The sequence below is a fragment of the Alterirhizorhabdus solaris genome (genome assembly GCF_007785815.1).
Taxonomy (GTDB): Bacteria; Pseudomonadota; Alphaproteobacteria; order Sphingomonadales; family Sphingomonadaceae; genus Alterirhizorhabdus; species Alterirhizorhabdus solaris.
Genome location: NZ_VNIM01000013.1, coordinates 1 through 20,234, shown reverse-complemented (window position 1 = coordinate 20,234; position 20,234 = coordinate 1). Strand labels below are relative to the sequence as shown.

Annotated in this window: 16 protein-coding genes, 1 tRNA gene and 1 pseudogene; 8 read left to right on the top strand and 10 right to left on the bottom strand. The window is 68.9% G+C overall.

Translation table 11 applies throughout. From position 1 onward, the window contains the following. The first annotated feature begins 2 nt into the window (after positions 1–2). From FOY91_RS05120 to FOY91_RS05105, 4 genes are all read left to right on the top strand, one after another. Entirely contained in the window at positions 3–1,916 is a 1,914-nt protein-coding gene (locus FOY91_RS05120) for an XrtA/PEP-CTERM system amidotransferase (RefSeq protein ID WP_145148811.1), read from the top strand. 81 nt (positions 1,917–1,997) lie between these two features. Then, complete coding sequence (locus FOY91_RS05115) at positions 1,998–3,077, top strand: branched-chain amino acid aminotransferase (protein ID WP_145148809.1); 1,080 nt, start codon at positions 1,998–2,000, stop codon at positions 3,075–3,077. 60 nt (positions 3,078–3,137) lie between these two features. Then, on the top strand, positions 3,138–3,842 hold the full coding sequence (locus FOY91_RS05110; RefSeq protein WP_145148807.1) for a CoA transferase subunit A: 705 nt from the start codon (positions 3,138–3,140) through the stop codon (positions 3,840–3,842). Beyond that, positions 3,842–4,492 (top strand): 3-oxoacid CoA-transferase subunit B, encoded by a 651-nt coding sequence (locus FOY91_RS05105; RefSeq protein WP_145148805.1) that lies wholly within the window; start codon positions 3,842–3,844, stop codon positions 4,490–4,492. The genes FOY91_RS05110 and FOY91_RS05105 overlap by 1 nt, the downstream gene beginning before the upstream one ends. Before the next feature lie 5 nt (positions 4,493–4,497). Here the strand turns inward: FOY91_RS05105 and FOY91_RS05100 are convergent, their stop codons facing one another. The 9 genes and pseudogenes from FOY91_RS05100 to FOY91_RS05060 all read right to left on the bottom strand — a co-directional run bounded on the left by FOY91_RS05100 (position 4,498) and on the right by FOY91_RS05060 (position 15,037). Next, on the bottom strand, positions 4,498–5,451 hold the full coding sequence (locus FOY91_RS05100; RefSeq protein WP_238995258.1) for an alpha/beta hydrolase: 954 nt from the start codon (positions 5,449–5,451) through the stop codon (positions 4,498–4,500). Further along, on the bottom strand, positions 5,430–8,375 hold the full coding sequence (locus FOY91_RS05095; protein ID WP_145148803.1) for an adenylate/guanylate cyclase domain-containing protein: 2,946 nt from the start codon (positions 8,373–8,375) through the stop codon (positions 5,430–5,432). Before FOY91_RS05095 ends, FOY91_RS05100 begins: the two co-directional genes overlap by 22 nt. A 95-nt stretch (positions 8,376–8,470) precedes the next feature. Then, positions 8,471–10,996, bottom strand: a complete 2,526-nt coding sequence (locus FOY91_RS05090) for a TonB-dependent receptor (protein WP_145148801.1) — start codon at positions 10,994–10,996, stop codon at positions 8,471–8,473. A gap of 65 nt (positions 10,997–11,061) precedes the next feature. Further along, positions 11,062–11,931, bottom strand: a pseudogene (gene rfbA / locus FOY91_RS05085) (glucose-1-phosphate thymidylyltransferase RfbA). Next, positions 11,928–12,995 (bottom strand): dTDP-glucose 4,6-dehydratase, encoded by a 1,068-nt coding sequence (rfbB, locus tag FOY91_RS05080; protein WP_145148799.1) that lies wholly within the window; start codon positions 12,993–12,995, stop codon positions 11,928–11,930. The pseudogene rfbA and the gene rfbB overlap by 4 nt, the downstream one beginning before the upstream one ends. 32 nt (positions 12,996–13,027) lie before the next feature. Beyond that, positions 13,028–13,591: a dTDP-4-dehydrorhamnose 3,5-epimerase gene (gene rfbC, locus FOY91_RS05075; protein ID WP_145148797.1), complete on the bottom strand. Its 564-nt coding sequence runs from the start codon at positions 13,589–13,591 to the stop codon at positions 13,028–13,030. Positions 13,592–13,703: 112 nt separating this feature from the next. After that, positions 13,704–13,779 (bottom strand) — tRNA-Val (locus FOY91_RS05070). 70 nt (positions 13,780–13,849) lie between these two features. After that, entirely contained in the window at positions 13,850–14,779 is a 930-nt protein-coding gene (locus FOY91_RS05065) for a helix-turn-helix domain-containing protein (protein ID WP_145148795.1), read from the bottom strand. Between the two features lie 66 nt (positions 14,780–14,845). Further along, positions 14,846–15,037, bottom strand: a complete 192-nt coding sequence (locus FOY91_RS05060; protein WP_145148793.1) for a hypothetical protein — start codon at positions 15,035–15,037, stop codon at positions 14,846–14,848. A 429-nt stretch (positions 15,038–15,466) separates the two neighbouring features. Here FOY91_RS05060 and FOY91_RS05055 point away from each other — a divergent pair, with 429 nt between their 5' ends. Then, positions 15,467–17,566: a malate synthase G gene (locus FOY91_RS05055; protein ID WP_145148791.1), complete on the top strand. Its 2,100-nt coding sequence runs from the start codon at positions 15,467–15,469 to the stop codon at positions 17,564–17,566. Beyond that, positions 17,566–18,096 (top strand): gamma carbonic anhydrase family protein, encoded by a 531-nt coding sequence (locus FOY91_RS05050; RefSeq protein ID WP_145148789.1) that lies wholly within the window; start codon positions 17,566–17,568, stop codon positions 18,094–18,096. Before FOY91_RS05055 ends, FOY91_RS05050 begins: the two co-directional genes overlap by 1 nt. Positions 18,097–18,146: 50 nt before the next feature. On the opposite strand, the gene FOY91_RS05045 is transcribed toward FOY91_RS05050, so the two are convergent. After that, positions 18,147–18,650 carry an XRE family transcriptional regulator gene (locus FOY91_RS05045; protein WP_145148787.1) on the bottom strand — a complete coding sequence of 168 codons (504 nt, stop codon included), beginning with the start codon at positions 18,648–18,650 and terminating at the stop codon, positions 18,147–18,149. A gap of 69 nt (positions 18,651–18,719) precedes the next feature. On the opposite strand from FOY91_RS05045, the gene FOY91_RS05040 reads away from it, so the two are divergent. Next, a complete protein-coding gene (locus tag FOY91_RS05040) occupies positions 18,720–19,220 on the top strand; it encodes a DUF2793 domain-containing protein (RefSeq protein ID WP_238995257.1) in 501 nt (166 codons plus the stop codon). Between the two features lie 198 nt (positions 19,221–19,418). Then, positions 19,419–20,234, top strand: an 816-nt coding sequence (locus FOY91_RS05035) for an outer membrane protein (protein ID WP_145148784.1), incomplete at its 3' end; no start/stop codon positions are given.

The following is a 20,234-nucleotide window of genomic DNA, read 5'->3' as shown; positions in this document are numbered from 1 at the left end:
CCATGTGCGGCATCGCCGGTATCTTCCACCTGAGCATGGCCAAGCCGGTCGATCCGCAGCGCGTGCGCGCGATGACGCAGGTGCAGGCGCATCGCGGGCCGGACGGCGAGGGGGTGTGGACCGCACCGGGCGTCGGCCTGGGCCATCGCCGGCTCGCGATCATCGACGTGGCCGGCAGCCCGCAGCCGATGGTGACGGAGGATGGGCGCTACGCCCTCACCTTCAACGGCGAGGTGTATAATTTCACCGAGGTGCGGGCCGAGCTTGAGGCGCTGGGCCACGTCTTCACCACGCATGGCGATACCGAGGTGATCCTGCGTGGCTGGCGGCAGTGGGGGCCGGACGTGCTGCCCCGGCTGAACGGCATGTTCGCCTTCGCCATCCACGACGCGGTGGACGGCACGCTGTTCTTGGCGCGCGACCGGCTGGGGGTGAAGCCGCTGCATTATGCCGAACTGGCGGACGGCGCGCTGATCTTCGCGTCCGAACTCAAGGGGCTGCTCGCCCACCCGATGCTGCGCCGCACGCCTGATTTCACCGCCGTCGATGATTACCTCGGGCTGGGCTACGTGCCGGACGATGCGTGCATCGTGGCGGGCGTGAAGAAGCTCGCGGCCGGGCACTGGCTGGCGGCGCGCCGGGGGATGCCGCTGGGGCGGCCGGTGCAGTGGTGGGACGTGAGCTTCGCCGATCGCGCACGCGGATCAGTGGCGGCGCGCGAGGCGAAACTGCTCCACCACCTGCGCGAGGGCGTGCGATCGCGCATGGTGGCAGACGTGCCGCTGGGGGCGTTCCTGTCCGGCGGGGTCGATTCCTCGGCGGTGGTGGCGATGATGGCCGAGGTTTCGGATCACGCGGTCGAGACCTGCTCGATCGGCTTCGACGAGGCGAGCCACGACGAGACGCGGTTCGCCAGGATCGTGGCGGATCGCTTCGCCACGCGCCATCGCACCCGGATGGTGGCGGCGGGCGATTTCGGGCTGATCGACACGCTGGCCGCCGCCTTCGACGAGCCGTTCGCCGATGCCTCCGCGCTGCCCACCTACCGGGTGTGCGAACTGGCGCGCGAGCGGGTGACGGTGGCGCTTTCGGGTGACGGCGCGGACGAGGCGTTCGCCGGCTACCGCCGCCACGCCTTTCACTTGGCCGAGGAGCGCGCGCGGGCGCTGCTGCCGGGGCGTGCGCGATCGGCGATCGGGGCGCTTGGCGATCGCTTCCCCAAGCTGGACTGGGCGCCGCAGCGGCTGCGCGCCAAGACGACGCTGCAGGCGCTGGGGCGATCGGGCGAGGAGGCCTATGCGCGTTCGGTGGGCGTCACCCCGCCCGAACTGCGCGCGCGCCTGTATGCGCCGGAGGCCGCACGCCTGCTGGGCGGGCACCGCGCCGAGGATCGCTACGTCGCGGCGATGCGTGCCGCCCCCGCGCGTGATGCGCTGGATCGCGCGCAATATGCCGACATCAAGATCTGGCTGCCCGGCGACATCCTGACCAAGGTGGACCGCACGAGCATGGCGGTGGGGCTGGAGGCGCGCGAGCCGTTGCTCGACCACCGGCTGGTGGAATACGCTGCAACGCTGCCCGTCTCGATGCGGGTGCGCGGCGGATCGGGCAAGTGGCTGATGAAGCGCGCGCTGGCCGGCCATCTGCCCGACGAGATCCTGCATCGGCGCAAGATGGGCTTCGTCACCCCGATCGGCGCATGGTTCCGCGGGCCGCTGGCGGGGGCGGCGGAGGCGATCGCGCACGGATCGGCGCTGGCCGAAACCGGCTGGTTCGATGCCGCCACGATCGCCTCGCTCACGGCCGACCACCGCGCCGGGCGCAGCGACCATGGCCGGCTGCTGTGGCAGTTGCTGATGCTCGACAAGTCGCTGGGCCGCCTGTTCGGGCTGGGGCGAGCCGCCGTCGCGGAATAGCCCGGCACCGATTTTTCTGGCATCGGCGGCGGCATCTGTCCAAGGCGGAAGGCCGCCTGATGAGCCGTCGAGAGAGAGACGATGTCCGAGTTCCAGATCAGCCCCAACGCCAAGCCGATCGCCGCCGATTTGCGCGCCGCGATGTTGCAGGATCCGGGCTTCGGACGGGTATTCACCGATCACATGGTGGTGATCGAGTGGAACGAGGCGAAGGGCTGGCACGATGCCCGCGTGGAGGCGCGCGGCCCGTTGTCGATCGACCCGGCCTGCGCGGTGCTGCATTATGCGCAGGAGATTTTCGAGGGGCTGAAGGCCTATCGCGTGCCGAGCGGTGACGTGGTGCTGTTTCGCCCCGATGCCAACGCCCGCCGCTTCAACGAATCCGCCGAGCGTATGGCGATGCCGTCGCTGCCGGAAGACACCTTTGTCGAAGCGCTGGAACAGTTGATCCGCATCGACCGCGACTGGATCCCGGAAGGGGAGGGCAGCCTTTACCTGCGGCCCTTCATGTTCGGCAGTGAGACGTTCCTCGGGGTGAAGCCCTCGGCGGAATACAAGTTCATCGTGATCGCCTCGTCGGTCGGCGCCTATTTCAAGGGCGGCAAGCCCGGCATCAGCGTGTGGTTGTCCGAGCATTACACCCGCGCCGCGCGGGGCGGCACCGGGGCGGCCAAGTGCGGCGGCAACTATGCCAGCAGCCTGATCGCGCAGAAGGAGGCGATCGGCCACGGCTGCGATCAGGTGGTGTTCCTCGACGCGGTGGAGCAGCGCTGGGTGGAGGAGCTCGGCGGCATGAACACCTTCTTCGTGATGGATGACGGTTCGCTCGTCACGCCGCCGCTGGGCGGCACCATCCTGCCCGGCATCACCCGCGATTCGCTGCTCACGCTGGCGCGCGCCGGGGGGATCACGGTGCGTGAGGAACGCTATGCGATCGACCAGTGGCTGGAGGATGCCCGCTCGGGTCGACTGCGCGAGGCGTTCGCCTGCGGCACGGCGGCGGTCATCACCCCGATCGTGGAGGTGCGTGGACAGACGCATAATTTCACCATCGGCAACGGCGGCCCGGGGATCGAGACGATGCGGCTGCGCGATGCGCTGACCGCGATCCAGCGCGGCACGGCGCCGGATCCGCACGGCTGGGTCCGCCCGGTCCGCTGATCGGGCGGCGACACGACGCGGCGCCTTGACGTGCCGCAGTGCAGCGGAGACAAAGACGCCATGAACAAAGTCCACGCCGATGCCGACGCCGCCCTCGATGGCCTGCTGTTCGATGGCATGACCATCGCCGCCGGTGGTTTCGGCATCTGCGGTATCCCCGAGAACCTCATCAACGCGATCCGCGACAGCGGGGTGCGCGACCTGACCATCGTATCGAACAATTGCGGGATCGACGGCTTCGGGCTGGGCGTGCTGCTGGACACGCGCCAGATCCGCAAGATGATCTCCTCCTACGTGGGCGAGAACAAGGAGTTCGCCCGGCAATATCTGGCCGGCGAGTTGGAGATCGAGTTCAACCCGCAGGGCACGCTGGCCGAACGGCTGCGCGCGGGCGGCGCGGGGATCGCCGGTTTCTACACTCGCACCGGCGTGGGCACGCTGGTGGCCGAGGGCAAGCCACATGCCGAGTTCGACGGCGAAACCTATATCCTGGAGCGCGGGATCGTGGCCGATCTGGCGATCGTGAAGGCGTGGAAGGGTGATCGCAGCGGCAACCTGATCTACCGAAAGACGAGCCGCAACTTCAATCCGAACGTCGCCACCGCCGGCCGCGTGACCGTGGCCGAGGTGGAGGAGATCGTTGAGGAAGGCGCATTCGACGGCGATGCGGTGCACACCCCCGGCGTCTACGTGCAGCGGCTGGTGACCGGCACGTTCGAGAGGCGGATCGAGCAACGCACCGTCCGTGCCGAGGGAGCGAACTGATGCCGATGGACCGCAACCAGATGGCCGCCCGCGCCGCACGCGAGCTGGGCGACGGCTATTATGTGAACCTCGGCATCGGCATCCCGACCTTGGTGGCCAACCACATCGCGCCGGGCATCGACGTGACGTTGCAGAGCGAGAACGGGATGCTGGGCGTCGGCCCGTTCCCGACCGAGGCGGAGGTGGACGCCGACCTCATCAACGCCGGCAAGCAGACCGTGACGGAAGTGGCGCGCACCGCTTATTTTTCCTCCGCGGACAGCTTCGCGATGATCCGTGGCGGGCACATGGACCTTTCCGTGCTGGGCGCGATGGAAGTGGCCGAGAATGGCGACATCGCCAACTGGATGATCCCGGGCAAGATGGTGAAGGGCATGGGCGGGGCGATGGACCTCGTCGCCGGGTGCCGCCGCATCATCGTCATCATGGATCACGTCTCCAAGGACGGCTCGGCCAAGTTCCGCAAGGCCTGCACGCTGCCGCTGACCGGCGCGGGGGTGGTGGACCTCATCATCACCGACCTCGCCGTGTTCGAGCGGACCGACCGCACCGGCCCGTTCCGCCTGATCGAACTGGCCGACGGCGTGACGGCGGACGAGGTGCGCGCCAAGACCGAGGCGGACTACGTCGAGGCGCTGCCCGCCGCCTGACCGCCCTATCGAACGGGGGCGGTGTTCGCCCGGAGAAAGGCGGCGCTGTCGTCCAGCACGGGGGCCAGCCGGCGGAACGGGCGGGACAGCGCCATCACGATGCCGGGATGGCCGAGACCCGGATAGACGCGCAGCACCGTCGTGCGACTGCCCAGCGCCTGCTGGCGGGCGGCGAGCGCACGGCTGTTGCGCGGCCTCACCTCATCGTCCGCATCCCCGGTGGCGAGCCACAACGGCGGCGCATCGCGGCGGGCGAAACGGATCGGCTGGGTGTCGCGCGGGTTGGCTGCGTTGCCGAGTGCGTCGCGCGCCGCCTGCCAGCGGAACGGGGAGAAATCATATGGCCCCGCCAGCCCGACGACCGCGCGGACAACGTCGGGGCGCACCCCGGCGGCGGCGAGCCAGCGGCGATCGAGCGCCAGCATCGTGGCGATCCACGCGCCCGCCGAATGACCGGCGAGCGCGAGACGCCGGGGATCGCCGCCGAAGCGGGCGGCGTTGCGTTCCGCCCAGCCGACCGCCGCCGCACCGTCCCGAAGAAAGGCGGGGAAGCGCGCGGCCGGCACCTTGCGATAATCGGGCACCACCACGACGAAGCCGCGTTCGGCATAGGCCCGGGCGGCGAAGCCGTAATCCTGCCGCCGACCGTTCACCCACGAGCCGCCGTAGAAGAACACCAGCACTGGATGCGGCCCGGCCACTTCGCGCGGCGGCACCCACACATCGAGTGCGAGACCGGGCGCGAACGGCACGCCCTCGGCCACGCGGATGGCCGGTGCGTCGCCGCCCAGCAGCCTATCGGCGGTGTCGAGCGCCTGCACCGGCGAATGAAGATAGAGGCCGCCCAGCACGACGCCCAGCCCCGCGACCGGCACGAGAATGGCCACCGCCAGACCCCACGCCAGCCGCCTGAGCATCGTCGGCCGGGCGCGCGGGGTTATTTGGCGGCGGCGTGCCATACGCCGTTCCAGTCGGCCGCCGGCGGATCGGTGGCGAGCGCCTCGGCGCGGGCGAGCATCAGTTGTGCGGGGCGATCGGCGGGATCGCGCACCAGCGCGGCGCGGAAGGCGGTGGCGGCCCCCGTCCAGTCGCGCGCGGCCAGCCGGTCGCGGCCACGCTGGTAGTGATCGAGCAACGCCTCGTCCGCCGGCTCGATCAGCACCTGGAAGATCTTGGCCGGGCGCTGGCGGCCGCGCACGAGGATGAGATCGAGTTCGCGTAAAGGGTGGCGGCCGGCGACGGCGGCTGCGGTCGTCTCGCATACCAGCACCTCCACGCCGTAGCCCTTGGTCAGATCCTGGAGGCGGGAGGACAGGTTCACGCTGTCGCCGATCACGGTGTAATCCATGCGCTTGGGGCTGCCGATCGTGCCCGCCACCACCTCGCCGGTAGCGATGCCCACGCCCAGCCGCAGCGGTGGCAGCGCCCGGCCGCCGCGCCGTTCGTTCAGCAGATGGAGCGCGCGCAGCATCTGCACCGCGCTCTCCACCGCATTCTCGGGATCGCGGCCGGTGGGCAGCGGCGCGCCGTACACCGCCATGATCGCATCGCCGATGAACTTGTCGAGCACGCCGTCGTTGGCCGCCACCGCCTCGAAGAATTCGGTGAACGCCTCGTTGAGCATGTCCACCGTCTCGCGCGGGGTGAGCGCCTCGGCCATCGTCGTGAAGTTGCGGATATCGGCAAACAGGACGCTGGCGTTGCAGGCGGTGCCGAACAGCAGTTCGTCGCCGCGCTGGAGCACCTGATCGACCACCTTCTGCGTCATGAAGCGGCGCATCGCGCTCTGCATCCGCTTGCCCTCGCTGATGTCCTCGATCAGCAGCAGCAGGCCGGCGGGGCCGTTCTCCCCGATCAGCGGCACGATGGTGATGTTGGTGGCGATCACCCGCTCGCCCACCGTGACGAGATCGACGTCGATCAGCAGCTTGCGCTCGCCGGTGGCGGCGACGGCTTCGATCTCGGTGAGCAGCCACGGGTTCGTGCTGGCGAGCAGGGCGCGTGCATCGACGCCTTCGAGCTGGTCTGCGGGCACGCCCAGGATGGCGCTGGCGGCGGCGTTCAGCTTGGCGATGCCGGCATCGCGATCGAGCGTGACGACGCCCGACGACATCGAGCGCAGGATGCTCTCGTTATAATTGCGCGAGGTGACGACCTCGGCGAACAGCGTGGCGTTGTCGATCGCGATCGCGGCCTGTGCTGCGAAGGCGACCATGCGGGTCACGTCGTCCTCGCCGAACGGACGCCCGTCGCGGCGGTTGAGCGTCTGCATCACGCCCAGCCGGCGGCCGTCGCGCGCGGTGACGGGCATCGTGAGGATGCTGCCGGTGCGGTAATCGGTGGCGATGTCGATCGCGCGGTTGAAGCGCGGGTCGGCATAGGCGTCGGCGATGTTCAGCACCTCGCCGTGGGTGAAGGCGTGGCCGGCCAGCCCCTCGCTTGCGTCCATACGGATCTCGCGCGTGGTGAGGCCTTCCGCCACGAGTGACCAGAGTTCGCCGGTGCGCTCGTCGTGGAGCAGCAGCGTGCTGCGGTCGGCGTTGAGGATGCGGCTCGTCACCTCCACGATGCGCGCGAGCAACGTGTCGAGCTGCATTTCCGACGTGATGGCGGAGGTGACCTCGATCAGCTCGCGCAGATCGGCGTTGATCCGTTCGGCGGCGACGATGGCGAGCGTCCACCGTTCCGCCACGACGACGAAGTGCGAGAACAGCAGCATCAGCATGCCCAGCGGCAGCGAGGCGGTGCCGAGCAGATAGCGGTCCGGCACGATATCCGACCAGACAAGCGCCGCGTTGACCGAGAAGATCGTAAAGATCGCGATGCCGAGCAGGAACACCAGCGCGCCATCCCGCCCGCGCAGCACCGCGCGCAGCACGATGCCGATCACGCCGAGCAGGGTGAAGCCCAGCACCGCCGGCCACGCAACCGCGATGTGCGAGGCGAGCAATGTATCACCGCGCGAAAAGGCGAGGCACTGCGCGAGGAAGAAGGCGCCGACGAGCGCGAGCAGGACGCGGAACAACCACCGCGGCGTCTCGCGCGGGAACAGCGCGCGCGAGTATGCGAGGAAGAAGCCGATCGAGGCGGCCGTGGGGATATATTGCAGCGCCAGCACGGCGGTGAAATTGAGGAACGGCAGCGCCAGCAGCAGGATGTTGTCGTAGCTGAGGATCGCCGTGCCCGGGATCGCGCATAGCGCCGCCAGCGCCAGATACAGCGAGGCGCGATCCTGCCGCCGGAAAAGGTAGGCGACCAGCGCGTTGAGCGCGAGCAGCAGCAGCGCGCTGTGGAACAGCAGGTCCTTCATCCATTCCAGCGCGATCCAGCGACGCATCGGCTGCGCCTCGCCGAAGATCAGCGCGTCGACGAAGCCGTTGTCGCGGTGGAGGAAGGCGGCGAGATCGATCCGCAGCGCGACCGGTGCGCCGTTCGTCTCGAACGATATTTCGTGGCTGCGCAGGTCGTATCGCGTGCCGGCGGCGTTGGTGGCGATCCGTCCCGCGCCGGCGACGGGCCGCCCGTCGATATAGATGCGCTCGGCGGCGAAGGTGATCGGGATGTGGAGGGTGTAATGGCCGGCCGCCAGATCGCGCAGGATCAGGCGGTAGCTGACCAGCCCGGATGGTGGCAGGCGCTGCCCGTCGGGCATGGCGAGGCCACTCCACTGGCCCGGGACTAGCGCAGGCGTGGTGGCGCCAGGCGGGATGGCCGAACCGTCGTGGCCGAGCCACACCAGCCGCCATTGCCCGCTAAGTTCGACCGGGGCGGTGAGCCGTCCCCAGCCGCGATAGGAGATCACGCCCGCTTCGGCGCGCGGGGCATCGTGGCAGACGAGATCGACGAACATCGGCGCGCAGAGCAGCAGCATCAGCCCGAGCACGAGGATGCCGAACAGGCTGCGTCGCCGCGCTGATATTTCGCGGAGGCGCGTGGCGCGGGGCCGGGCGGCGGGCGGCGGGATCGCGGCGGCGTCGGTCAGCGCACGTCGCCGAAGCGGATGGTCGCGCTCAGGCCGTAGAAGCGGGGATCGCCCGCGACGAAGGTGGCGAGGCCGATCGCATCGCCGGTGTTGCCGGCGTCGCGGATGTAATGGCGATCGAACAGGTTCTCGACGTAGCCCTCGATCTTCCACCGCCCGCCGTCCGGTTCGTAGCCGAGGCGCGCGTTGGCGAGCGCGTAGCCGCCCTGCGTCTCATCGCGGAGCAGATCGGCGACGAGGCTGGCGGGCGGGCGCTGGAGATCGGCGCGGTCGTTGTCGTCGTCGAAATAGATCCGGCTCTGATAGGTCAGGTTCGGCGAGAAGGAGACGCGGCCTGCCGCAACCGGCGCGGAGAGGGTAGCGCCGACCGAGCCCATGTGATCGGGCGAGAGGCGAAAGCGGTTACCGTCGCGAAGGCCCGAGCGGAAGCGGCTGTGGTTGTACGCATAGCTGGCGAACAGCGAGACGGCGCGGCTCGGCACGAAGCGGGCCTGCCCCTCGAACCCGTAGCTGCGCGCACGCCCGGCGTTGGTGGTGACGAGCTGGATGCCCTGCTGCACGATCGTCTGGAAATTGGCGTAATCGTAGAGGAACACCGCGCCGTCGAGGAACAGGGTGCGGTTCGCCAGTGCCGTCTTGATGCCGGCCTCGTAGCTGTCCACCCGCTCGTTGGGCAACACGGCGAAGGTGGCGCGGCCGAACGGCTCTGCCGGGCTGGTGCCGGACAGCACCCGTGGCCGGCGCCCGCGCGCGTAGGTGAGGTACAGGCTGGCGGCGCGGCTTGCCTCATAGCGCGCGGTGAGCCTCCACGAGAAGCCGCCGTTGGTGAGCCGCGCCTCGTCCACGGTGCCGTTGCCGGCGGTGGGCTGGGTGCTGAGGCCGAACAGCGGCACGGGGTAGGCGGCGGACGGCGGGATGGTGGCGGCGCCCGGCACGGCCAGCGCCCCGAGCAGCGCATCGCGCACCGCCGGTGGCTGTGCGAATGCGGCGATCAGCCCGCCGGCGATCGACCGGCCGTTGAGCACGCTGGCGCTGTAGCGGGTACGCTTCGAGTCGTGGCTGTAGCGCAGGCCGCCGCCCAGCTCGATGCGGTCGGTCAGCGCGTAGGTGACGTCGCCGAACACGTCGTACGCATTGGTACGGGCGAAGTTGGTGCTTTGCTCCGAATGATCCGCCTTCAGGTTCGCGCCGATCGCCATGGCCTGTGCCGGCGACAGCGCGACGCCCGAGGCGGCGGCGATGCCCTGCACCAGCGCGCCGGTGAAGGCCGGGTTGGCGAACAGGCCGAGCGGCGCGGGATCGGTGGCGGGGCGGCCGGGCAGCCCGCCGTTCAGCGCGCCCGCCAGCCGGGCGACCAGCGCGCGCTCGTCGAAGGTGGCGGGCGTTCGCTGCGATCCGTTTTCGTGGAAGTAGCTGGCGCCGACGAAGGCGGTGAGGCGATCGGCGGTGTAGGTGAGGCGCAGGTCCTGGCTGGCCTGTTTGCCCGTCACATCGTCGGCGGCGGTGAGGATCGGCAGCGAGAGGCCGTCCGCATCGAAAATGCCGAACGCGTCGAACCGGCGATAGGCCGTGACCGAATCGAGTTTCAGCGAATCGGAGAGTTCATAGCTGGCCAGCGCGCTGACGCCCCACACCTCGCGCCGGGTGCCGAGCGGGCGGCCCCCCTCGAACCCGGCGGCGGGCGCGAGCGCGGCGCCGCTGTTGCGCCCCGCATCACCGATCACCGCGCCGGTGGCGGGGTCTGTCGGGCGGAAGGTGGTGGACTTGAACGGTGTGCCGGCCTGCCGGTCCAGTTCGTAATTGCCGATCAGGTCTACCGTCAGTCCGCCGGTTTGCGCGTGGAGCGAGCCACGCCCGGCGCGGGTATCGACCGAGTTGAAGTCACGCCCACCGAGCAGCGACGGGATATAGCCGTCGCGCTTGCGGATGCGGCCAGCGAAGCGGACGGCGACATCGGCGGCGAGCGGCAGGTTGACCATGGCCTCGGCCAGCTTGCTGTCTTGATTGCCGTAATCGGCCCGCGCCAGCGCGCCGAACCCGCGTGGATCGGCCTTCTTCTGAATCAGGTTGACCGCGCCGATCAGCGCGCCGCGCCCGTAGAGTGTCGATTGCGGCCCCTTGGCGACTTCGACCCGGTCGATGTCGAACAACTCGACATAGGAGCCGCGCGACTTGGAGATAGAGACGCCATCCTGAAAGATCGAGACGCGCGGCTCGTTGAACGACGCGCCGCTGTCCGAGGTGATACCGCGCAGGACGAAGCCGGGGTTGTTGGGCGATTCGTTCTGGACGAGGAAGCCCGGCACGAAGCGCGAGAACGCCTCCAGATCCTCGATCCCCAGCCGCGCCAGATCCGCACCGGTGACGACGCTGAGCGCGATCGGCACGTCGATGGGGTTCTGCGCGCGCAACTGCGCGGTGACGACGATCTCGGGCTCGTCGCCGGTCGTTTGCGCCGATAGCGGCGCGGCGGCCAGCGCGGCGAACGCGAAACCGGCGAAAGTAAAACGGACGATCGGCATGAGGCCCCCCTCGAACGCCGCACTATGCTTGCGGCGCCGGGGGGAAGTCGAGCGTAATCGAGTCTTCAGCCGTCGGCAGCGAGATCCAGCAGATAACGGCCATAGGCGGTCTTGGCGAACATCTCGCCACGCCGGCGCAACTGATCGCGGTCGATGAAGCCGTTGAGATAGGCGATCTCTTCGAGGCAGGCGACCTGCGTATTCTGCCGTTTCTGGATCACCCGGACGAATTCGGACGCCTCGACCAGACTGTCGTGCGTGCCGGTATCGAGCCAGGCATAGCCGCGCCCCATCTTCTCGACGTAGAGTGCGTCGCGTTCCATGTAGAGGCGGTTGAGATCGGTGATCTCATATTACCCGCGCGCCGACGGGCGGACCTGGGCTGCGAGTTCGGTGACGTGGCGGTCGTAGAAATAAAGGCCGGTGACGGCGTAGTTCGATTTGGGCTGCGCGGGCTTCTCCTCAATGCTGATCGCGCGGCCTTCGCCGTTCAGCTCCACCACGCCGTAGGCCTCCGGGTGATCGACGTGATAGGCGAACACGGTCGCGCCCTCGGTGCGGTCGCGCGCGCTTTGCAGCAGTTCGCGCATCCCGGCGCCGAAGAAGATGTTGTCGCCCAGCACCAGCGATGCCGCCTCGCCGGCAAGAAACTCCGCACCGATGACGAAGGCCTGCGCCAGCCCGTCGGGCTTGGGCTGTTCGGCATAGGAGATGGCGAGGCCGAACTCCTCGCCGGTGCCGAACAGGCGACGGTAGTTGTCGATATACTCGGGCGACGAGATGATGAGGATCTCGCGGATGCCGGCCAGCATCAGGATCGAGATCGGGTAATAGATCATCGGCTTGTCGTAGATCGGCAGCAGCTGCTTGTTGATCGCCAGCGTCGCCGGATGCAGCCGCGTGCCGGAGCCGCCGGCCAGAACGATGCCCTTCATGCCGATACCCCCAGTCGCTCGCCGGCATAGGCGCCGGAAAGGATGTCCTGCCACCAGCCCTCGTTGTCGAGATACCAGCGGATCGTCTTCTCGATGCCGCTCTCGAACGTCTCGCGCGGGGTCCAGCCGAGTTCGTTCTTCAGCTTGGAGGCATCGATCGCATAGCGGAAATCATGCCCCGGCCGATCGGTGACGTAGCTGATCTGGCTGGCGTAGGAGGCGCCGTCCGCGCGGGGGCGGATGCGGTCCAGCGTCTCGCAGATGGTGTTGACGACGGTGAGGTTGGTCCGTTCCGAATTGCCGCCGACCATGTAGCTTTCGCCCGGCCGCCCGCCCTCGAAAACCGCGCGCAGGGCACGCACGTGATCGTCCACATACAGCCAGTCGCGCACGTTGGCGCCGGCGCCGTATACCGGCAGCGGCTCGCCTGCGAGGCACTTGATGATCATCAGCGGGATCAGCTTCTCGGGGAAGTGATACGGCCCGTAGTTGTTCGAGCAGTTGGTGGTGACGACCGGCAGCCCGTAGGTGTGGTGCCACGCACTGACCAGATGATCGGATCCGGCCTTCGACGCCGAATAGGGCGAGCGCGGATCGTAGGCCGTCTGCTCGGTGAAGAAGCCTTCGTCGCCCAGCGCGCCGAACACCTCGTCGGTGGAGATGTGGTGGAAGCGGAAGGCGGCCTGTTCGTCCGGCGCCAGCCCGCGCCAGTAGTCGAGCGTGGCGGCGAGCAGGGTGAAGGTGCCGACGACGTTCGTCTCGATGAAGGCGGCGGGGCCGTCGATCGAGCGGTCGACGTGGCTTTCGGCTGCCAGATGGGTGACGACGTGCGGGCGGAAATCGGCCAGCAGCCGGGCCATCGCGACGGCATCGCGGATATCGGCCCGCTCGAAGCGGTAGCGCGGATCGGCGGCGACGGGGGCGAGCGAACTTTCGTTGCCGGCGTAGGTCAGCGCATCGACGTTGAGCACCTCGTAATCGGTCTCCGCGATCAGGAGACGGACGAGCGCCGAGCCGATGAAGCCGGCGCCGCCGGTGACGAGGATGCGTTTAGGTTCGGTCATGGTCGCTCCGGGGAAGGCGGGGGCGGCGGCGGTCAGGCCGGGAGCGGCGCGAGCGGCACGCCGTCGTAGGCGAACGGGCTGGTCCACTCGGCGAGGCGGGGCAGCTTGCGATCCTTGTCGGACAGCACCGGGCCACCGGCCGACAGCGGCCACGGGAGCGCGATATCGGGATCGTCCCACGCGATACCGCCGTCGCAATCCGGCGCGTAATAGTCGTCCACCTTGTAGATGACCTCGCTATCGGGTTCGAGCGTGACGAAGCCGTGGGCGAAGCCGGCGGGGATGAACAGCTGATCGCCATTTTCCGCCGACAGCGTGGCGCCGACCCACTGGCCGTAGGTGGGCGACCCTGCGCGGACATCGACCGCGACATCCCAGATGCTGCCGCGCACGCAGCGCACCAGCTTGGACTGGGCGTGCGGGGGCGCCTGGAAATGCAGGCCACGGAGCGTGCCGACCGGGCGCGACAGCGAGTGGTTGTCCTGACAGAAAGGAACGGTGATGCCCTGATCGACAAGGCGCTGCTGGTGCCAGGTTTCGGAGAACCAGCCGCGATCATCCGAGAAGCGCTTGGGACGTATCAGTTGGACGGGCAAGGCATCGATCCGTTCTGGTTACGTGGTCTGCACGCCAGCCCGAACACCACAGCCGGCAGAAACCGTAAAAGACGCCACGACGACGTCCGGCGACGGGGCCGGGCGACGATCATGGTAGTGGCTGACGGGCTCGAACCGCCGACCCTCTCGGTGTAAACGAGATGCTCTACCAACTGAGCTAAGCCACCATGCCCCGCCCGTAGCAGCGGGGCGGGGCATGGATCAACCATGATCGCGCCGGGGCCGGCCGCGCGCATGTCAGGGGGTGATCGTGGCGAGCCGCTGGGCGGCGGCGAGATAGCTCATCATGCCCTCGGCCGCCGCATCCGACAGTTCGATGAAGACGCGGCGGCCGTCCGTCGGATCGGCGATGCGGATCAGGATGCCCTGTTCGGTGAGCAGCTTGATCCAGCGCAGCGCGGTGGTCGGCGGCACGGCGGCGGCGATGCACAGGCTGGAGACGGCGACCTGCCGCCGTTCCAGCCGGGCGGCCATCAGGTCGAGCAGCATGTCCCATGCCGGATCGGCGAACAGATCGGAGGCGAAGAACAGCTCGCGCAGCCGGCGGGCGCGGATCATCGCGCGGACCTGGATCGCATCGACGATGGTTTCCCCGCGCCGGGATGCCGGCACCGGATCGGGCCGGGGCGGGACGACGACGCCGGCATGCTCCTCTCCGCTCATCGTGGCGAGTACGCGGGCGATCCGCCCGATCTCCTCGCTGAGCTGGCGCAGGCGGGGGGTGGCGTTATCGGAATTCACGTCGTGCAGGCGGATGCGGGGTTCGGCGATCGCCTCCGCCACGGCGGCGGTGCGCTCGAACTCGCTGGGCGCGCACAGGAGGGCGACCCCCGGGTGCGGGGCGAAAGCGGCGGCGTGATCGATCAGATCGGGGGGAATGACGATGACGCTGCGATAGCTGCCGGCTGCGGCGGCATGATCCAGCCGGGCGGCCAGCGCTTCGAAATCGGCGGATGTCTCGTCGGCATCGACGATCACCGCATCGAGCGAGATACGCGCATCGAGCCGGGCCAGCGACCCCGCGATGGGCGCCACCTCGACCACGCGGCCGCCGAGCGATTCGATGACGGTCCGCATCTCCAGGCGGCGCGAGGGCCGGTCGGCGAACAGCAGCACACTCCGCGAGTCGTCATAAAGTGCCGGATTCGGCCGGACAGTCGACTCCATATTCGTCTCCATCATCGTCCGCCAAAACGGACCGAGTCGCTGCAATGCCGACGAAACGCGTTCAGGTCAGCCAATCATTGCTCCGATCCGGGGGCAATCGTTCGCATCGACCATGCCGGCATCGGTGGAAAGGTTGCGCAGGAACGCGATCACGGCGGTGACGGGCGGCAGGATATGCGGCGCGCGGGGGTGGGCAGCATTGATGCCGACATCGGTCGAACCCTCGAAATCGGACGGGATGCGGACGAGCCGGCCCACGGCGAGATCCCGGCCGACATCCCGCGGCGAACGCGGCGCGACGCTCTCCCCGATCGATGCCAGTTCCCGCACCGCCTTGCGGGGGGGGGGGGTGCGGATCGAGCTTATCTCCCGTGTGCTTCCGCCCCGGTCGCGGCGGGCAGGGCAACGACATCGGCGTAACGGCGCGCGCCCGATGCGGTGGGATCGAGCCGGCAGGTGGCGCCATGGACAAGGCCGCGCCGAGCCGCTGCGTCATCCGGGAGAGCCGCTTGGACGTCATCGGGCTTGAGGATAGCGCCGCGCGCCCGGCGGCGGCCGATAGCGCATGGCTGCCGCCACCGATCGTTCGCTCGCGTGGCGAAACCGTCGCAGCTGCCGATTCGCTACCGTGTCCCAGCCGGGCTGGTCTATGATCGCCGGCGACGACGGGCAGAACAGGCGAACGGCATGACGATGATCGCGAAGAACGGGCTGGAGGTCGCGGCATCGCTGGTGCGCTTCATCGAGGAGGAGGCGCTGCCCTGCAGCGGCATCGCCGCCGACGCCTTCTGGGCCGGGCTGGCCGACATCTACGCCCGATTCGCGCCGGACAATGCCGCGCTGCTGGAAACCCGCGACGTGATGCAGGCGAAGATCGACGGCTGGCACACGGCGCATGTTGGCGGCCCGATCGACGGGGCGGCGTATCAGGCGTTCCTGCACGAGATCGGCTACCTGGTGGCGGAGCCGGCGCCGTTCATGATCGGCTCGGAAAACGTGGATGCCGAGGTGGCGACGATGGCCGGGCCGCAGCTGGTGGTGCCGATCCTGAACGCGCGCTTCGTGCTGAACGCCGCCAACGCCCGCTGGGGCAGCCTGTACGATGCGCTGTACGGCACCGATGCGCTGCCGGGGTCGCCCGCTGGCAAGGGCTATGATCCGGCACGGGGCGCGCAGGTGATCGCTTGGGCGAAGGGCTTTCTCGATCGGACGGTGCCGCTGTTGTCGGCTTCGTGGGCGGATTTTGCGGGCGGCCTGCCGGTGCTGGCGGACCCGACGCAACTGGTGGCGCGCAAGGGCGACAACCTGCTGTTCCGTCACAACGGCCTGCACATCGAAGTGGTGATCGATGCCGCGCATCCGATCGGGCGGGGCGACCCCGCAGGTATCGCCGACGTGCTGCTCGAATCTGCGCTGACGACGATCGTGGACCTCGAGGATTCGGTCGCGGCGGTGGATGCCGAGGACAAGGTGGCGGCCTATGCCAACTGGCTGGGGCTGATGAAGGGCGACCTGACCGCCCGCTTCGCCAAGGGCGACCAAACGCTGACGCGCGCGCTGGAGGAGGATCGCACCTATGACAGCGCCGATGGCGGCACGCTGACCCTGCCGGCGCGCAGCCTGCTGTTCGTGCGCAACGTGGGCCACCTGATGACGACGCCGGCGGTGTTGCTGGCCGATGGCAACAAGGCGCCGGAGGGCATCCTCGACGGCATCGTGACCACGCTGATCGCGCTGCACGACCTGAACGGCAGCGGGCGCTTCCGCAACAGCCGGGCCGGCTCCGTCTATATCGTGAAGCCCAAGATGCACGGGCCGGACGAGGCAGCCTTTACCGACCGATTGTTCGATGCGATCGAGGACGTACTGGGCCTGGCGCGACACACGATCAAGGTGGGCGTGATGGACGAGGAACGGCGGACCTCCGCCAACCTGGCCGCCTGCATCGCGGCGGTGAAGGACCGGATCGTGTTCATCAACACCGGCTTCCTCGACCGGACCGGCGACGAGATGCACACCTCGATGCGGGCAGGGCCGATGGTGCGCAAGGCCGAGATGAAGACGAGCGACTGGATCGCCGCCTATGAGGATCGCAACGTGCAGATCGGGCTGGCCTGCGGCTTCTCCGGTCGGGCACAGATCGGCAAGGGGATGTGGGCGGCGCCCGACCGGATGGCCGACATGCTGGCGCAGAAGATCGGCCATCCCATGACCGGCGCCAATACCGCCTGGGTGCCCTCGCCCACCGCCGCCACGCTGCACGCGACGCATTACCACGCGGTCGACGTGTTCGACCGTCAGGCGGAGCGCGCGGCCGAGCCGGTCGCCTCGCTCGACCGGCTGCTGACGCCGCCGCTGGCGGACGGCCGCAACTGGTCGCCGCAGGAGGTGACGGACGAATTGGAGAACAACGCGCAGGGCATCCTCGGCTATGTCGTGCGCTGGGTGGATCAGGGGGTCGGCTGTTCGAAGGTGCCCGATATCCACGACGTGGGGCTGATGGAGGATCGCGCGACGCTGCGCATCTCCTCGCAGCATATGGCCAACTGGCTGCTGCACGGCGTGGCGACGGCGGAGGAGGCGGAGGGCGCGCTGCGGCGGATGGCGGCCAAGGTGGATGCGCAAAACGCGGGCGACCCGCTGTACCGGCCGATGGCGGGGCGCGAGGACGAGAGCCTCGCCTTTCAGGCGGCGCGGGCGCTGGTGTTCGAGGGGGTAGCGCAGCCCAACGGCTATACCGAGCCGCTGCTCCACGCCTATCGCGAGCGCGCGAAGGCGGCCGTCTGATGCCGCTGTACGAGATCGAGGGCCGGCGGCCGACGCTGCCGGACGACGGATCGGCGTGGGTGGCGCCATCGGCCGACCTGATCGGCGACGTGCGGCTGGGGGCAGAGGCGAGCGTGTGGTTCGGCGCGGCGATCCGCGCGGACAATACGCCGATCACGGTGGGCGCGCGCAGCAACGTGCAGGAGGGGGCGGTGCTCCATTCCGATCCGGGCGTGCCGCTGGCGATCGGCGAGGATTGCACGATCGGCCACCGCGCGGTGCTGCACGGCTGCACGCTGGGCAACCGGGTGCTGGTGGGCATGGGCGCGACGGTGCTGAACGGCGCGGTGATCGGCGACGACTGCCTGATCGGCGCGGGCGCGCTGGTAACGGAGGGCAAGAGCTTTCCGCCCGGCAGCCTGATCGTGGGCGCGCCGGCGCGCGCGGTGCGGATGCTGGATGCGGACGCGGTCGCGCGGCTGAAGGAGTCCGCCGGGGGCTATGCCGCGCGGCGGGCCGTGTATGCCGCCGGGCTACGGCGGGTGGACTGAGGGTGCGGGGCGTGTCTCGACGTCGCGCGACCTAAGGGGCGAACGGCGCACTACAATCGGCGGATGAGCCGGATGGCGACGGCGGCCCACGGCGGGGCGTCGATCGTCTGCGTGCGTGTGCCGGGGCCGGGCGGGAGCAGGTGGAGGCGACCGGCCTCATGCGCGATCAGGCGGCCGAACAGCAGCCGGCCGGCGGGAAGCGGCACGAGCATGTCGCGATTGAGCGCGTCGGCGAACCCTTCGGGCGCGATGCGGTCGCACCAGATTTCATCGCCCGCGCGATAATCGCCGATGCTGCCGTTGATGCGGATCGCGACCTGCCCCGGCGCGGGCTGCGGGGCAACGAGAGTGGCGAGGCGGCGGGGCGGGGCGGCGCCATCGGGTGACAGGGTGGCGACCAGCGGCAGATCGGCGCGCGCCGGCAGGGTGACGAGATCGGCGGCGGTGGGGATGGTGCGTACTGTCGAGACAGATACCCCGGCCTTTACGTACACTCCGGCGATGATGACGGCGGACGGCGCCGGGGCAGCGTCATGGTTCGAACTGGCGGTCACCCAACTGGGCGCTGCGGGCGCATCGCCCACGCCCGCCACAGCGCGGTTTACCACGGAAGGAGAGAGGTTGTGACCGAGCTTAGTGCACGCTTCGCGTTGCCGCTGTTGCAGGCAGGGCAGGCACAGAAGGAACTCCATCATAATGAAGCGCTGACGCGCATTGATGCCGCGCTGCACCCGGCCGTCGCGGAGCATGCGACCGCTACGCCGCCCGCCGTGCCCGCAGCCGGCGATAGCTGGATCGTGGGAGACGGGGCCAGCGGCGCATGGGCGGGGCGAGCGGGTAATATCGCGACGTGGACCGGCGGTGGCTGGCGCTTCGTCGCGCCCGTCGATGGAATGCGGGCGTGGCTCAAGGACCGGCAACGCTGGGTCTGGCACGATGGCGCGGCATGGCAGGACGCCCCTTTGCCGGTAGCCGGACTGGCGGTGGACGGTCTCCGTGTGGTGGGTCCGCGCCGTCCTGCGATCACCGGCCCGGCAGGGGGCGCGACCTTGGATATGGAAGCTCGGAGTACGCTGAACGCGATCCTGGGGGCCCTGCGCGAGCATGGTCTGATCGACACATAGGCAGTTTTTTTTGCAGCGCGAGAAACCGAACGCCAAAGCGTGAGTTAAGTGCGCATCTGAGCAGGGGGTCGCTCCTTTTCTTCGTCTGAAGCTGCGACAAATCCGCAACAGATGTGGGACATGCACGCTTGCGTGGTTGTGCCGCTTTGGTTACGTAAACCGGGGTTCCGGAAGGACCTTGATTGAAAGGGGACTAATATGCGTAAGCTCGCCATTATGGCAGCGCTCGCCACTACGGCTCTGGCAGCGCCTGCCATGGCGCGTGACGGCGCCTGGTACGTCGGTGCAGAAGGCGGCGGCATGATCGTCGAAGATCTGAAGTATGATCTGACGAATGCTGCCGGTGCGACCGTCAACAACGCCTACAACGTTGATTCCAAGTATGGTTTCGATGTCGATGGCATCGTCGGCTACGACTTCGGCGCGTTCCGCCTCGAAGGTGAAGTCGGCTACAAGCGTGCAGAAGTCGACGAGATCAACGGCCGTCGTGCTGGTGGCAACACCACCGCGCTCAGCTTCATGGTCAACGGCCTGCTCGACTTCGGTAGCGACGACGGCATCAGCGGTTACGTCGGCGGCGGCGCCGGTGTGGCTCGTGTGAAGGGCGCGATCAATCGCTTCCGCACCGCGCCTCAGGCTGAGGTCATCCTGCTCGACGACAGCGACACCCGCTTTGCCTATCAGGCGATTGCCGGTGTGCGTGCACCGATCACCACCAACATCGACATCGGCCTGAAGTATCGCTTCTTCAACGTCGATAACGTGAAGACGGTGGCCGTGACCCCGGCGAACTCGCGCGCGGAAACGCGTTTCCGTTCGCACAGCTTGCTGGCGACGATCGCGTACAACTTCGGCGAGCCGGCAGCGCCCCCGCCCCCCCCGGCGGCCCCCGCCCCCCCCCCCCCCCCCCCCGCCGGGCCGCCTCCCGCCCCGGTGCCGACCGGCCCCGGGCCCGTCACCGTCTTTTTTCCCCGGCACCACGCGCACATCACGTACCGAGAAGCGTGGGTTCTT